Origin of the sequence: Actinopolyspora biskrensis, from assembly GCF_013408175.1 — a bacterium.
Classification (GTDB): Bacteria; Actinomycetota; Actinomycetes; order Mycobacteriales; family Pseudonocardiaceae; genus Actinopolyspora; species Actinopolyspora biskrensis.
In genome coordinates this window covers 152,161-165,739 of the sequence record NZ_JACBYW010000005.1, presented here as the reverse complement: position 1 = coordinate 165,739, position 13,579 = coordinate 152,161, and the positions used below count along the sequence as shown (strand labels likewise).

The following is a 13,579-nucleotide window of genomic DNA, read 5'->3' as shown; positions in this document are numbered from 1 at the left end:
GGCCCCGGCCGAGCTGACGGCATGGATCCGAGGGCTTCCCCTTCGGCGCAGGCAGCGCCGAAACCGTCACCCGAGCGGTCGGCACGGCCTGGGTGCTCGGGCGCGGGCCTCGCGCGGACGGCCGGGGCGTTGCGCGGGTGGCCGCCAGATGTCCCGGTTCCCGCAGCGAGGGCCTGCCGAGGTTCCCCCGACCGCCCCCACGCGGACCACTCCGCAAGAAGTCCTGTCGATCTCGTGGGGCGGCTCGGGGATCACCAGGTGAGCGCCGAGGTCCGCACCGGTGCGTCCCACAACCGCCTGAGTTCGTCGTCGAGTTTCAGCAGCGTCAGGCTCATCCCCTGCATCTCGAGACTCGTGATGTACGGGCCGACCAGCCTGCGGGTCACGCGCAGCCCGCGGTCGGCGAGCATCCTCTCCGCTATGCCGTGGGCCAGGTACAGCTCGGTCGCGGGGGTCCCTCCCATCGAGTTGGTGAACAGCAGCACCTCGTCACCTTCCCGGAAGGGCAGATCCTCCAGCACGGGGTCCAGCAGGCGGCGCACTATGCCGTCGGCCGATTCCAGTTCCACCCGTTCCCTGCCCGGTTCGGCGTGGATGCCGACCCCGATCTCCATCTCGTAGTCGGCGAGGGTGAAACTCGGCTCGCCGACGTGCGGAACGGTCGGAGCGGTCAGCGCCATCCCCATCGAGCGGACGTTGGCGCTCACCCGCTCTGCGATCTCGTGGCAGGTCGCGAGGTCGTCACCACGTTCGGCGGCCGCGCCCGCGATCTTCTCCACCAGGACGGTTCCTCCCACGCCCCGGCGGCCGGCCGTGTTCGTCGAGTCCTGGACCGCCACGTCGTCCTGCACCACCACCGTGCGGGTTCCGACGCCAGCTGCCTCGGCGAGTTCGGCGGCGGTTTCGAAGTTCAGGACGTCACCGGTGTAGTTCTTGACCACCAGCAGCGTTCCCGCCCCCGCGTCCACCCTGCCGATCGCGGCCTGCACGGCGTCCGGGGTGGGCGAGGTGAAGACCGGCCCCGGGACCGCGGCGTCCAGCATCCCCGAACCGACGAACCCCACGTGCAACGGCTCGTGCCCCGAGCCCCCTCCGGAGACGAGGGCAACCTTGTCCGTCACCGGCGCGTCGGAACGTGTCACGAAAGCCGGATCGGTCTGCACCCGGAGTCCGTCCGGATGAGCCGCCGCCATCCCGCGGAGCGCGTCGACCACGACGTCGGCGGGAGCATTGATGATCTTTTTCACGCAGGGCCTCCTCAACGGCACGTGCCACGGCCTCGGCTGAGCCGAACCGAAGGAATCCGAAACGGGCTCCGATGCGTACGGATTCCCGTGGAAAGCGTTTCAGCGCGATGGCTCCGCACGAAACCGTCCGCGCCGATGAGGCCACCATACGGCGGATCATCGACATCGTCGCCTCCCACACCCGACCGCTTCCGGACGTCGTGGTTCGCCCGGCTCGGATGCCCCGGCTCAGCGCCCGCGCGGATCGGGCGAGCACTCGCTCGGCCGGGCCGGCCCTCGGGCGAGCGCCGAGGCCGCTTGCCTCCACCTGCGCGGTCGGCACCGCCGCGGGTTTCCCGTGGTGCTCCCACGAGGGCGGTCCCGCCGTCGTGGGAGCACCGCCACCCGGTGTCGGGGCGCCCGCTCACGAGACCGCGAGGGGTTCGGCCACCCGCGCCGCCGAGCGGAGCGAGCCCCCCGGGGGAGGCCCGCTTCAGCGTCCGCGTACCAGCCGCATCAACGCGACGAGACGCCGAACGGTCCGCGCGGAGCGCCCGAAGGTCATCGGGTTGATCGGCATGGGGAACCTGGTGCGCGTCACGGCCTGGGCTCTGGTGAACTCGCGCAGCCCGTCCGCGCCGTGGATCCGGCCGAACCCGGAGTCGCCCACTCCGCCGAACGGGAGGGCGGGAACGGCGGCGAAGGAGATCACCGAGTTCACGGCGACCATCCCGCTGCGCATCCTCCTGGCGAGCTCGTTGCCGCGGGCCCGGGAGAACACGGTCCCGCCCAGGCCGTACCTGCCCGCGTTGGCGCGTTCGATCCCCTCGTCCGCCGTGCGCACCCTGTTGATCACGATCGTGGGGCCGAAGGTCTCCTCGGTCACCGCCGCGGAGTCCTCGGGGACATCGGTGAGCACCACCGGGTCGACGTAGGGGGGTCGCACCGAGTCGTCACCACCGACCACGGCCCTCCCGCCGCGCCGTGCTCCCTCCGCGATGTGCTCGCGGATCACGTCGACCTGCGAACTCATCGTGATGGGGCCGAGGTCGGCCGTGGGCTGCCCACCGGGACGCAACTTCTCCACGCGGTCCGAGACGAGCTGGACGAACCTGTCGGCCACCGAGTCGACCACGTAGACGCGCTCCACGCCTATGCAGGTCTGTCCCGCGTTGGAGACCGCGCCCCACACGGCGGCCTCGGCGGCCGCGCGCAGATCGGCGTCCGAGTCGACGATCAGCGCGTCCTTTCCGCCGCACTCCACCAGCACGGGGGTCAGCGACTCGGAGCAGGCGGCCATGACCCGCTTCCCCGTCTCGGTGGATCCGGTGAAGGCGACCTTGTCCGTGTCCGCGCGGCACAGCGCCGCTCCCGTCTCACCGAAACCGGTGACTACCTGGAGCAGCGGGTGTTCCGGCACGACTTCGGCGAAGGTGCTCGCCAACCACTCGCCGACTCCCGGGGTGAGCTCGCTCGGTTTGAACACCACCGCGTTGCCCGCGGCCAGCGCGTAGGCTATGGACCCCATCGGGGTGAAGGCCGGGTAGTTCCACGGTCCGATGACCCCCACCACTCCGAAGGGACGGTACTCCACCGTCGCGGCCTGGTTGGACATGAGGACCCCGGGCGAGACCCTGCGCCTGCCGAGAACTTTGGGCGCGTTGGCCGCTGCCCAGTGCAGGTGGTCGACGACCAGGACCAGTTCCAGCCGCGCGTCGTCCCGTGGTTTGCCGGTCTCGGCCGAGATCAGCTCCGCCGCTTCGTCCAACCGCGCGGCCAGCAGCCTCCGCCAGGCGTCCAGCCGCCGTTTCCGCCCCTCGAAGCCGAGCTCCTCCCACCACCGCTGCCCGGTTCGCGCGGTGTCGACCGCCCGCTGGACCCGGGACTGATCGTGGACCGGGTGCGTACCGACGGTCTCACCCGTTCTCGGGTCGAGCGAGTCGAAGTCGGCCGGTTCGGACGACGTCTCCGAGATCACCGTCCCGGTATGCTCTTCGGCACTGCCACGAGCGGTCTGGGTCATGCTCGGCCTCCCCACCGGATCCTGTGTCGCCGGGTCGCGATGTCATCGACGCTCAGCTCGCGCGAAGCGACGACGCGCCTGGGTCGGCACGACATCGGCGCCCCGGGTGCGCGACGTTCACACGTCCCACCCGTGGGAACAACGAGTCGGCCGGGCAACAGTTGCGCGCCGACGCGAGCCCAGGGGCCGTGCGACGAATCGGCCGGGTCGCCGGTGAACGGTCGCGCCCGCCCGGGCACCCGCACCACCGCGGGTTCCCGGGCGGGCGCCAGGCCGGGACAGCGCGCCCGCGGCGCGGACCGCCACTCGAGGGCACGCTCCCGTGACCGGGCCTTTCGACCGGGCCGCGAGGGGACCGCCGGTTCAGGAGCTCGGCGTCTCCGAGTCCGCGGGGAGGACGATCGGCCGCGCTCTGGCCCAGATCGTGAACGCGCCCGCGAAGACGAGCATGCCCAGACCGCTCCAGAGGTTGATGTTGATCCCGGCGGCCTGTCTTATGTCCTCCTCACTCGTGCCCAGCAGCCCCATCAGCGTGCAGATCGCCCCGTACAGGACGAAGAGGGCCGCTATGACCAGTCGGATGTCGAAAGCCCCCGCACGCTGTCCCTGCTGGGTACCGGAGCCGTTTTCCTCGCTCATGATTGCCTCCCGAAGCGGTGAACGCGGTTACCCGAAAACGATGTTGAGGATTACGATCAGCACCAGGACTATGCCCGCGAGCACACCGGGCCTGCGATACCAGCCCGCGTCCTCGCCGGTGGTCGCCGCCGTCCGGTCCGCCTTCGGCGTCAGCCCGTAGACCAGGCCGGTCAACTCGGCCGCGGGCTTGGGAGTGGTGACCACGCTGACGGCCACGCTGACCACGATGTCGACCGCGAACGCGGCGCCGGCCCCGACGAAGCTCGCCCCCTGACCGGGAAGTTCCAGCACCCCGGTCTCGGCAAGCAGGAAGATGCTCAGCGAGGCGCAGGTGCCCAGCACCAGACCGAGCCACCCCGCCGTGGGGGTCATGCGCTTCCAGAACATACCGAGGATGAACGTCGCGAACAGCGGAGCGTTGAACAGCGAGAAGAGCTGCTGCAGGTAGTCCATCAGGTTCGAGTAGCCGGATGCGATGAAGGCGGTGCCGACCGCGGCCACTGTCGCCCCGACCGTCACCCACCGGCCCATGCTCAGGTAGTAGCCGTCCGAACGGTTCCGAACTACGTAGGCCTGCCAGATGTCGTAGGTGAACACCGTGTTGAACGAGCTCAGGTTCGCCGCCATCCCGGCCATGAAGGAGGCGAGCAGCCCGGCCAGGGCGACACCGAGGATCCCGTTCGGGAGCAGGTCCCGCATCAACAGCAGGATCGCGTCGTTGTAGTCGACGTTTCCCTCGCCCTGCTGCTTGAACACCACCATGTCCTGCACCGACACGGCGGCGATCATGCCCGGGACGATCACCAGGAACGGGATCAGCATCTTCGGGAACGCCCCGATGATCGGCGTGCGCTGGGCCGCGGACATGCTCTTGGAGGCCATCGCACGCTGGACCTCGACGAAGTTGGTCGTCCAGTAGCCGAAGGCGAGCACGAAACCGAGTCCGAACACGATCCCCAGCACGGACAGGAAGTTGCTGCCGAAACCGGTCAGCTCGTTTCCGGGCCACGCGGAGAGCTGGTGCGCACCGGCCTGGGCCGACACCTTGTCCACCAGTCCCTGCCAGCCACCGACCTTGGTCAGGCCGACGATGGTCAGCGGCAGCAGGGCGGCCACGATCACGAAGAACTGCAGCACCTCGTTGTAGATGGCCGCCGACAGTCCGCCGAGTCCGGTGTAGCTGAGCACGATCGCCGCGGCCATCAGCACCGAAACCCAGAGGGGCCAGCCGAGCAGCACGTTGACGATGCTCGCCAGCAGGAAGAGGTTCACTCCCGCGATCAACAACTGTGCCAGGGCGAAGCTTATGGCGTTGACCAGGTGCGCCGGTTTCCCGAAGCGGCGCAGCATGAACTCGGGGACGCTGCGCACTTTGGAACCGTAGTAGAACGGCATCATCACCACGCCGAGGAACAGCATGGCCGGAATCGCGCCGATCCAGAAGTAGTGCATGGTCGGCATGCCGTACTGGGCCCCGTTCGCGGACATCCCGATGATCTCGATGGCACCGAGGTTGGCCGCCACGAACGCGAGCCCGGTCACCCAGGCGGGCAGGGAACGCCCCGACAGGAAGAAGTCGAGGCTACTCGAGACCGAGCGCCGTGCGAGGTAGCCGATTCCCAGCACGAACAAGAAGTAGAGCGCGAGCAGCAGATAGTCGACCGGTCCCGCGTCCAGTCGAAGCTGCTCCTGGGCTAACGCATGCACGTCGCCCCACCTCCAAAATCAACAACGTCAAACGGTAATCACCAGTCATAAAAACAGACGAACAATACCGCACAGTGGGGCGGGTCACAGAGAGGGTGATATCAATTCGTTGATTTCGAGGGCCGGAGCGTTTCTTTTGTGCTCACCGAGTGACCGGATGCGTTCGCTTCGTGCCGATCAGACCGAATTCGACACGATTTCCTCGTTCCTTCCGCGCCCCGATGCCTCGGCGCGGACAACCGCCGGTGGAACCGCCCGCCCCGCAGAAGAGACGGCTTCGCACGCGAAGGCACCGCGACCCGGCGCCGCCCCCGGAACGCTCGGTGAGCAGAACCGGTCCACGCGACCCCGCCCCGGCGGCCACCGCGCCGCCGCACACGAATTTGACTACTCGTCGTAGCGAGACGAACAAGCACAACCGCCGAACGAGCCCCTTCCGGGGCGATCTGTTAGCTCGAGTGGTGCAGTGATCCGCCCACTTCTATCGCCGATCGACCGTGCACACATAGCATCACCACGAACACAGGAGGTGATGGCATGGGGATCGCGGAGATACTCGCGCTGCTCGCCGTGACACTGGTCCTCGGCCCGTGGCTGCTGCTGCGTTGGCTGAACGAACCACCACGCAGCGGTGTTCCACACGGCTGAACGGCCCGTTCCCGCCTCGAAGTTCGAGCACCCCGTCCTGCCACGGACCCGTCCGACGTCGATTCCCGTCGTGAAGGAGTGAGATCGTGACGGCCCCTCCGATCCCCCGGTCGGACTCGCCCCGCAAACCCGCCCCCAGAACGCCCGGTTACGTGCTCGCGTTCCACGGAGAACTGCCGGTGCGGGAAGGACGGCGGGGAGGACATCGTCCCGTGGCCTCGCTCGGAGTCCCCGTTTCACAGTGGACTCCGCCGGACCCGCCGCTGCTCGCCCGCGTCCTGGACGGACTGCGCAGGTCCCGGGACGGAAGCACCGCTCTCCGCTGCGCGAGCCCCGAAGCGGCGTAGGTGCCCGCTCGAGCTGCTGCCCGCGAACGCGGCGGGGCACCGACCCAAGCACCGGGAGCCGACCACCCGGGCGGAGTTCTGCTGTGAGTCCTCACCGAGGTTTTCCCGTCGTGTCGCGGACCGGCGTGTGCTCTCGGCCCGGCAACGCCGGGGAATCCGCCCGAGCAGTCGGCACCACCAGGTGGGCGCCCAGGAAGGGGCGGGCGGGAAACCCCGATCAGAACAACCGGTACTCGTCAGGATCGATCCCGCGCAGCTGTTCGTAGTCCAGCGTCACGCAGCGGATACCGCGGTCCTCCGCCAGAGTGCGTGCTTGCTGCTTGATCTGCTGGGCTGCGAACACTCCACCGACGGGAGCCAGCAGCGGATCGCGGTTGAGCAGTTCCAGATAACGGGTCAGCTGCTCGACACCGTCGATCTCGCCGCGTCGTTTGATCTCGACCGCGACATTGCCCCCGGTGGAGTCGCGACACATCAGATCGACGGGACCGATCGGGGTCGGGTACTCCCGCCGCACCAGCGTCCAGCCCTCACCGAGCGTGCTGACGTGCTCGGCCAGCAGCTGCTGCAGGTGCGACTCGACTCCGTCCTTGACCAACCCCGGTTCCGATCCCAACTCGTAGTTGGAATCGTGCAGAATCTCCTTGACGGCGATGACCAGTTTCTCGCCCGCCTTGTTCTGCACCGTCCACACGTCGGGGTCCTCGATCAACCAGCACGGTGGACTCATCCAGTTCAACGGCTTGTAGGCCCTGTCGTCCGAGTGCACGGAAACGGAACCGTCGGCCTTGATCAACAGCAGTCTGGTGGCCAACGGCAGATGGGCGTTCAGCCTGCCGATGTAGTCAACCTTGCAGGTAGCGATTACAAGACGCACTCGACAAAGCGTAAGGGCAAGCCCCACCAACATCGACAACCACCTGCCGAGAGTGTCGAGACCGCCCTGCGGTAGGCGCCCCGGAAGGACTCGGCCGAGAAGCGTCGTGGAACTCCGCGGGTTGTACCCTGCGGTTCCGACGAGAGCTCCCGCTCGGTCCAGCGCGACGACGCCCCGCCCCGGAGAGGCCCGAACACATGTGGACGGCGAACAGCAGGCAGGTCTACGCGAATCCGTGGATGACGGTGCGTGAGGACGAGATACGTCGGGCGGACGGGTCGGACGGGATCTACGGCGTGGTCGACAAGCCCGACTACGCGCTGATCATCCCGCTGGAACGGAACGCCGACGGCGCGGCCGGTCGGCGGGAGGGACTCTGGCTCGTCGAGCAGTACCGCTACCCGCTGGGAATGCGCCGATGGGAGTTCCCCCAGGGAACGGCCCCCGGGCTCGCCGCGGCGGAGCCGACCGGCCTGGCGGAGCGGGAACTTCGCGAGGAGACCGGACTGCGCGCCGAGCGGATGACCGAACTCGGGATGCTGGATGTGGCGGCGGGAATGTCCAGCCAACGGGGCAGGGCCTTTCTCGCCACCGAACTCACCCACGGGGCGCACGAACGGGAACTCGAGGAGCAGGACATGCGAGCGGCCCTGTTCGACCGCGCCGAGGTCGAGAGCATGATCGCCGGGGGCGAGATGACCGACGCCCAGTCGATCGCCGCCTACACCCTGCTGCTGCTGCACGAGCGCGGCCGCCCCCGGACCAACGACTCGTGAGTCCGGGCCCGGCGCACCGCCGAGCCCGCTCGTTCCGCGAGAAGCGCCCTTCCCCCTCGTCCCCGGCGAAAGTACCGTGCGGACGTGCCCGATCAGCTCGTTCCGTTCCTGCTGCTGACCGTCCTGATCACGATAACTCCCGGCGCCGACATGGCCCTCGGGATCCGCAACAGCCTGCGCGGCGGCTCCTCCGCCTGCTGGTGGACCGGACTCGGGTGCTGCACCGGTGTCGTGATACACGCGGTCGTCTCGGTCGCGGGTCTGTCCGCGCTGCTGGCCGCCTCGGCGACCGCCTACACCGTGCTCAAGGTGGCCGGAGCCTGCTACTTGGTCTGGCTCGGCGTCCACAGCCTGGTCTCCAGCCTGCGCGGCGGGCACGGATCCGTCGGCACGGATGCCGACAGCAGCACCACGACGGTACGTGGCGGACCGGAGCTCGCCCTGTCCGCCGCGTACCGCCAAGGGCTGATCAGCAACCTGCTGAACCCCAAGATCGCCGTACTCTTCCTGACCATGCTGCCGCAGTTCGTCGGAAACGACGAGCCGCACACGGTCACCTCACTGCAGCTGGTCCTCGCCTTCGTGGTGACGGGACTGCTCTGGTGGAGGCTCTTCTCCTGGCTCCTGGCCGGCCTGCACGGTCTGCTGCAGAGGAGGGCGTTCCGGTCGGCCCTGGAAAGCATCACCGGCACGGTGCTGATCGCGCTGGGACTGCGGGTCGCCCTCGGGGCCTGGAGGGCGGCGGGCCGGTGACCGCCCCGCACGCCCCCGACCGAACCGGGCCGCCCGGAAGTCCTGTTGGGAGCTTCCGGCGAAAAAGCCGGTAGTGCTCTGTCAGGCGTGTTCGTTCGGTTGTTCGAGGTTGGTGCTCTTCGGCGCGGCCGCGCCGAAACGCCCGCTACGCAGTCGGCACCGCCGCGGGTTCTCCCGTGGTGCTCTCGCGAGGAGGGCCCGGCGTTGCGCAGGCCGATGCCGGGCCTCCCCGCAGCGAGAGCCCGCGAGAGGTCCCGCCGAGTGACCAACCACGACAGCCAAGCCACCGAACTCCTACCGGGAACGGGCGCCGAGAATGGTCAGGGGAATCGCCCCGACCACCACCACGACCTCGGCCACCCCCGCCAACAGCTGCGGAACGCCCGTCGCCACTTCGTGCGAGCCGAACAGACCGACGGTGACGGCCAGCACGAAGGCCGCCAGCGTCAGCGCACCGAATCCGAGGGCCCCCACGGCGGGCAACCAGTGCTTCCAGGCGAGCAGCACCAGAGCCAGCACCAGCCCGGCGACCGCGTTGAGCAGGAACAGCGGGCCTATCACCGCCACTTCGCTCACCCCCTGTGCCCACAGTTCGAAGTGGACCACAGCCGACATGAGCAGCCCCGCCGCCACCAACGCTCGGAGCAGCTCCGCGACGATGTGTCCGGGACCGCTCGAAAAGCTCGTAACCATCCGTACTCCAACACTCGACTGATCCGGCACCGCGGAGGGCGGTGCTCCCGGAGGACGTACTGGGCGACTACGTCCCCGTGCCGGTATTGTCCGGATCGGAACGGATCGCAGCGAGTCATCCACGGAGGGAACATGGACGTCGAAAGGTCGACCACGCGACGTCGCGCACTGGCCGTGGGCGGGGCGTGCGCGGGCCTCGTCGTATCGGGTGGATGCGCCGACGACTCCTACCAGGGGTCTTCGCTCACCTCCACCGAGCGCCCTGATCCCTCGGGAGAGCAGCCCCCCGAGGCCGGAAAGCGGCTCGCCCGGATGAGCGAGGTGCCGGTGGGCGGATCGCTGATCGTCGACGGCCCCGAGGAGAAAATCGCGCTGTCCCGCCCGCAGGAGGGCGAAGTGACCGCGCACAGCGCCGTGTGCACGCACATGGGGTGCACCGTCGAGGCCGCGGGGGACCAACTGCGCTGTCCCTGCCACGGCTCGGTTTTCGAGTCCTCCTCCGGAGAGGTCGTCAGCGGCCCGGCCCGGGACCCCCTGCCTTCCGTTCCGGTTCGCACCGAAGCGGGCAACATTCTGACCGGCGGGTCCTGAGAGAACCGTCCGACGCCCTGCTTCGGCGCCGGGGACCCGGCGGTCGCCGACGAGGCCGCGGGGCCCGAGCGGAGGTCCCCGTCACGCACCGGGAACGTTTCGCGCGAAACGTTCGATCCGGAACCGCTCCGGAAGACACGTTTCGCGCGAAACCGCGGGCCCGGGAGGGCGGGACACCGCTCAGCGCAGCCGGTGAGCGGGGTCGCCGGGCCGGTCCCCGCGGACGGAGCCGACGGCTTCCCGTCAGACCCCGAACTCACCGTTGCGGACGCCTTCGGCGAAGGCCGCCATCTCGGCGTGCGTGAACTCGAGTACCGGGCCGTGCGGGTCCCGGGAATTCCGCACCCCGAAGGTGTCGCCTATTCGTGCTACTTCCACGCACTCCGTACCCTCGACGCTCGACGCATTCGCCTTGTGAAACGTCACCTGCGACCAATCGATGGGCATAATCCACTCCTAACGGGACGAGCGGACGAAACTCCGTTACACCGTCGAGAGTTTCTCCGGTCACGGTCTCTCACTGAGGTCCTCCGGCCGGATCGATGGCCGGGCCGTGGTGTCCGTCCGGCGCCACCGCGCCGGAAAGCCCGCTGCGTGCCCCGCCCCGAACGGAGAACTCCAATCAGTCGATGGGGAACTTCGTGTCCCCCATGCTCTCGAGATCGCGCATGATCTCGGTCGTGCGCTCGGCCACGGCCGCGGTCGCGCGGGTCGCGCCCCGTGCGGGGCCGAGGCCGGGGTACAACCTGCTGAACCTGCCCTCCTCGAGCATCCGGGTCACCTGGTCCCAAGGAGCGTTGTCGTCCTCGGAGGTGTGGTCCCACGAACCCCCACACCGTAGACAGTCGACCCGGAACACCCAGTGGTCGGGCTCCCCGGAGAAATCGCCCACCCAACGCAGTCGTTCACGAGGATGCGTGCACTCGGGTGGAGCCGACCGGATCGCACCCGGACGACCGAGGTCCCGTTGCGGAGTCTCCATACCGTGCTCCATCACTCCACGAACTCCCGTAGCGAGGCCGCCAACCACGTCAAGATCATCGGCCACCCTCGTGCGACTACTTGACGTGCACGGTCGACTACCACACGTAAGTGTGTACCGAGGTGGGGCGGGATTCCTCACGGCGCTCCCGACGCCGAAACGCCCACCAACGCCACTGGCGCCGAGAACGACCCGCTACGCAGCCGGACCGACCGCGGGAGGTCCCGCCAAGCGAGCACCCGGGCAAGGCTCTGGCACGAGTTGTTAATCAGTCGGCGACCCGCTCGATTTCGGCTCCCAGCTCACGCAGCTGCTCGACGAACTCCGGGTAACCGCGGTCGATGTGGAAGACGTCCCACACCTCGGTGACACCGTCCGCACACAGCCCGGCGAGCACCAGCCCGACCCCGGCGCGAATGTCGGAGGCCCACACCGGCGCGCTCGACAACCGCTCCTGACCGCGCACCACTGCGTGATGCCCGTCGGTACGGGCGTCGGCTCCCATGCGCACCAGCTCCTCGATGAAGCGGAACCTCGACTCGAAAAGATTCTCGGTGATCATGGAAGTGCCGTCGGCCACGGCCGACAGCGCCAGCGCCATGGGCTGGAGATCGGTCGGGAAACCGGGGAAGGGCAACGTGACGTAGTCGACCGCGCTGGGGCGGGAGCCCATCACCACGCGGAAGCTCTCGGCCGAGGAGGAGATCTCGGCACCCGCGGCGCGCAGTTTCTCCAGCACGAGGTTGACGTTGTTCGGGTCCACCCCGTGCACCGTGACGTCACCACGCGTGGCCGCGGCGGCGAACGCCCAGGTCGCCGCAACGATGCGGTCGCCGATGACCTGGTGGTGCACCGGTTCCAGCGACGCGACGCCGTGCACGGTCAACGTGGAGGTGCCCGCTCCCTCGATCTTGGCTCCCATCTGCTGCAGCATCACGCACAGGTCGACTATCTCGGGTTCGCGCGCGGCGTTGTCGATCACCGTGGTGCCATCGGCCAGCACCGAGGCCATCAGGATGTTCTCCGTGGCTCCGACGCTGGGGAAGTCCAGCCAGATCTGGGCCCCGTGCAGATTCTCCGCCTCGGCCACCACGGCTCCGTGCTCGATGTGGCTGTCCGCACCCAGCTGCCGAAGCCCGCTCTGGTGCATGTCCAGCGGACGGGATCCGATGGCGTCGCCACCGGGCAGAGTGACCACGGCGCGGCGGCAGCGCGCCACCAGCGGACCGAGAACGCACACCGAGGCGCGGAGCCTGCTCATGTACACCGAGACCGCCTCGTGGCTGATCTCGGGAGGCGTCGTGACCGTGGTGGTCGCCCCCTCGATCTCGACGGAGCAGCCGAGGCTGCGCAGCACGTCGGCCATCAGCGGGACGTCCAGGATCTCCGGGCAGTTCGTGATGGTCGTGGTGCCTTCGGCCAGCAGGGAGGCAGCCATCAGCTTCAACACGCTGTTCTTCGCGCCGGCCACGCCGACCTCGCCGACGAGCCGGGCTCCGCCGTGTACCCGGAAATGCTCACTCACGGGCAGCCAGGTTACGGCCGCGGTGCGCTTGACATCCGGGTGGGTGGCGTTAAGGAGGCGTTCGGCTCTGGAGGGTAACGGTCCGCACAGCGAGAACTCGGGACTCCCCCGAGCACCACCTCCGCCCGGCACCCGCACGACGCGCTCGCCCCCGCCCGCGTGTTCGCCGTCACGGCACGGACGGGGAACGCGCGGACACCGCCTAGGGTTGTGCCCATGAGCGTGCATCTGACCAAGATCTACACACGCACCGGCGACTCGGGAACCACTCGGCTCTCGGACAACTCGGTGGTGCACAAGTCCGACTCCAGGATCGGTGCGTACGCCGACGTCGACGAGACGAACTCGGCGATCGGAGTAGCCCTGGCCACGGCCACGTTCGACGCGGACGTCCACGACATACTGCGTTCCGTGCAGAACGACCTGTTCGACGTCGGCGCCGACCTGGCCACCCCCGTGGTCGAGGCCCCGGAACACCCCCCGCTGAGGGTGACCGCGGACTACGTCGAACAGCTGGAGAGCTGGTGCGACGAGTACAACGAGCGCCTCGGGAAGCTGAACTCGTTCATACTCCCCGGCGGCACTCCGGGGGGAGCCCTGCTGCACCAGGCGCGCTGCGTGGCACGACGAGCCGAACGCTGCGCATGGACCCTGATCGCGGAGGACCCCGACAACACCAACGAACTACCGGCCAAGTACCTCAACCGGTTGTCCGATCTGCTGTTCATCCTCGCGCGCACGGCCAACCCGAACGGGGACGTGCTGTGGCGCCCGGGCGGGAACGAGTAAGCG

General features: G+C 68.7%; 14 protein-coding genes. 5 read left to right on the top strand and 9 right to left on the bottom strand.

The window, feature by feature from the left end:
- Positions 1 to 251: 251 nt before the first annotated feature.
- From dhaK to FHR84_RS14180, 4 genes are all read right to left on the bottom strand, one after another.
- Positions 252 to 1,247 (bottom strand): dihydroxyacetone kinase subunit DhaK, encoded by a 996-nt coding sequence (gene dhaK / locus FHR84_RS14195; RefSeq protein WP_179536001.1) that lies wholly within the window; start codon positions 1,245 to 1,247, stop codon positions 252 to 254.
- A gap of 472 nt (positions 1,248 to 1,719) precedes the next feature.
- Positions 1,720 to 3,249 carry an aldehyde dehydrogenase family protein gene (locus FHR84_RS14190; protein WP_179536000.1) on the bottom strand — a complete coding sequence of 510 codons (1,530 nt, stop codon included), beginning with the start codon at positions 3,247 to 3,249 and terminating at the stop codon, positions 1,720 to 1,722.
- Between the two features lie 363 nt (positions 3,250 to 3,612).
- A complete protein-coding gene (locus tag FHR84_RS14185) occupies positions 3,613 to 3,888 on the bottom strand; it encodes a hypothetical protein (RefSeq protein ID WP_179535999.1) in 276 nt (91 codons plus the stop codon).
- A 27-nt stretch (positions 3,889 to 3,915) separates the two neighbouring features.
- On the bottom strand, positions 3,916 to 5,595 hold the full coding sequence (locus tag FHR84_RS14180) for a sodium:solute symporter family transporter (RefSeq protein ID WP_179535998.1): 1,680 nt from the start codon (positions 5,593 to 5,595) through the stop codon (positions 3,916 to 3,918).
- Positions 5,596 to 6,329: 734 nt separating this feature from the next.
- On the opposite strand from FHR84_RS14180, the gene FHR84_RS14175 reads away from it, so the two are divergent.
- The gene (locus FHR84_RS14175) at positions 6,330 to 6,590 is read left to right on the top strand and encodes a hypothetical protein (RefSeq protein WP_179535997.1); all 261 of its coding nucleotides are present in this window, start codon (positions 6,330 to 6,332) and stop codon (positions 6,588 to 6,590) included.
- A gap of 217 nt (positions 6,591 to 6,807) precedes the next feature.
- Here the strand turns inward: FHR84_RS14175 and nucS are convergent, their stop codons facing one another.
- Positions 6,808 to 7,467, bottom strand: coding sequence for an endonuclease NucS (gene nucS, locus FHR84_RS14170; RefSeq protein ID WP_179535996.1), 660 nt, complete (start codon positions 7,465 to 7,467; stop codon positions 6,808 to 6,810).
- Positions 7,468 to 7,664: 197 nt separating this feature from the next.
- Here nucS and FHR84_RS14165 point away from each other — a divergent pair, with 197 nt between their 5' ends.
- Together FHR84_RS14165 and FHR84_RS14160 are read left to right on the top strand one after the other, a co-directional pair.
- On the top strand, positions 7,665 to 8,243 hold the full coding sequence (locus tag FHR84_RS14165) for an NUDIX domain-containing protein (protein WP_179535995.1): 579 nt from the start codon (positions 7,665 to 7,667) through the stop codon (positions 8,241 to 8,243).
- A gap of 84 nt (positions 8,244 to 8,327) precedes the next feature.
- Positions 8,328 to 8,996 (top strand): LysE family transporter, encoded by a 669-nt coding sequence (locus FHR84_RS14160; protein ID WP_179535994.1) that lies wholly within the window; start codon positions 8,328 to 8,330, stop codon positions 8,994 to 8,996.
- A 294-nt stretch (positions 8,997 to 9,290) separates the two neighbouring features.
- Here the strand turns inward: FHR84_RS14160 and FHR84_RS14155 are convergent, their stop codons facing one another.
- Positions 9,291 to 9,689, bottom strand: coding sequence for a hypothetical protein (locus FHR84_RS14155; protein ID WP_179535993.1), 399 nt, complete (start codon positions 9,687 to 9,689; stop codon positions 9,291 to 9,293).
- 132 nt (positions 9,690 to 9,821) lie between these two features.
- On the opposite strand from FHR84_RS14155, the gene FHR84_RS14150 reads away from it, so the two are divergent.
- Positions 9,822 to 10,280, top strand: a complete 459-nt coding sequence (locus tag FHR84_RS14150; protein ID WP_179535992.1) for a Rieske (2Fe-2S) protein — start codon at positions 9,822 to 9,824, stop codon at positions 10,278 to 10,280.
- A gap of 243 nt (positions 10,281 to 10,523) precedes the next feature.
- Here FHR84_RS14150 and FHR84_RS14145 read toward each other — a convergent pair whose 3' ends face one another.
- The 3 genes from FHR84_RS14145 to murA form a co-directional block, all read right to left on the bottom strand.
- A complete protein-coding gene (locus FHR84_RS14145) occupies positions 10,524 to 10,727 on the bottom strand; it encodes a DUF397 domain-containing protein (RefSeq protein ID WP_179535991.1) in 204 nt (67 codons plus the stop codon).
- 175 nt (positions 10,728 to 10,902) lie between these two features.
- On the bottom strand, positions 10,903 to 11,262 hold the full coding sequence (locus FHR84_RS14140) for a hypothetical protein (RefSeq protein WP_179535990.1): 360 nt from the start codon (positions 11,260 to 11,262) through the stop codon (positions 10,903 to 10,905).
- Between the two features lie 268 nt (positions 11,263 to 11,530).
- Positions 11,531 to 12,787 carry a UDP-N-acetylglucosamine 1-carboxyvinyltransferase gene (gene murA, locus FHR84_RS14135; protein ID WP_179535989.1) on the bottom strand — a complete coding sequence of 419 codons (1,257 nt, stop codon included), beginning with the start codon at positions 12,785 to 12,787 and terminating at the stop codon, positions 11,531 to 11,533.
- 216 nt (positions 12,788 to 13,003) lie between these two features.
- On the opposite strand from murA, the gene FHR84_RS14130 reads away from it, so the two are divergent.
- Positions 13,004 to 13,576 (top strand): cob(I)yrinic acid a,c-diamide adenosyltransferase, encoded by a 573-nt coding sequence (locus FHR84_RS14130; protein ID WP_179535988.1) that lies wholly within the window; start codon positions 13,004 to 13,006, stop codon positions 13,574 to 13,576.
- Positions 13,577 to 13,579 lie beyond the last annotated feature (3 nt).

What these genes read in the sequence shown, in the direction of transcription:
- FHR84_RS14190 (WP_179536000.1), bottom strand. Translation starts at nt 3,249, where the DNA reads ATGACCCAGACCGCTCGTGGCAGTGCCGAAGAGCATACCGGGACGGTG.
- FHR84_RS14185 (WP_179535999.1), bottom strand. Translation starts at nt 3,888, where the DNA reads ATGAGCGAGGAAAACGGCTCCGGTACCCAGCAGGGACAGCGTGCGGGG.
- FHR84_RS14165 (WP_179535995.1), top strand. Translation starts at nt 7,665, where the DNA reads ATGTGGACGGCGAACAGCAGGCAGGTCTACGCGAATCCGTGGATGACG.
- FHR84_RS14155 (WP_179535993.1), bottom strand. Translation starts at nt 9,689, where the DNA reads ATGGTTACGAGCTTTTCGAGCGGTCCCGGACACATCGTCGCGGAGCTG.
- FHR84_RS14150 (WP_179535992.1), top strand. Translation starts at nt 9,822, where the DNA reads ATGGACGTCGAAAGGTCGACCACGCGACGTCGCGCACTGGCCGTGGGC.
- FHR84_RS14145 (WP_179535991.1), bottom strand. Translation starts at nt 10,727, where the DNA reads ATGCCCATCGATTGGTCGCAGGTGACGTTTCACAAGGCGAATGCGTCG.
- FHR84_RS14140 (WP_179535990.1), bottom strand. Translation starts at nt 11,262, where the DNA reads ATGGAGACTCCGCAACGGGACCTCGGTCGTCCGGGTGCGATCCGGTCG.
- FHR84_RS14130 (WP_179535988.1), top strand. Translation starts at nt 13,004, where the DNA reads ATGAGCGTGCATCTGACCAAGATCTACACACGCACCGGCGACTCGGGA.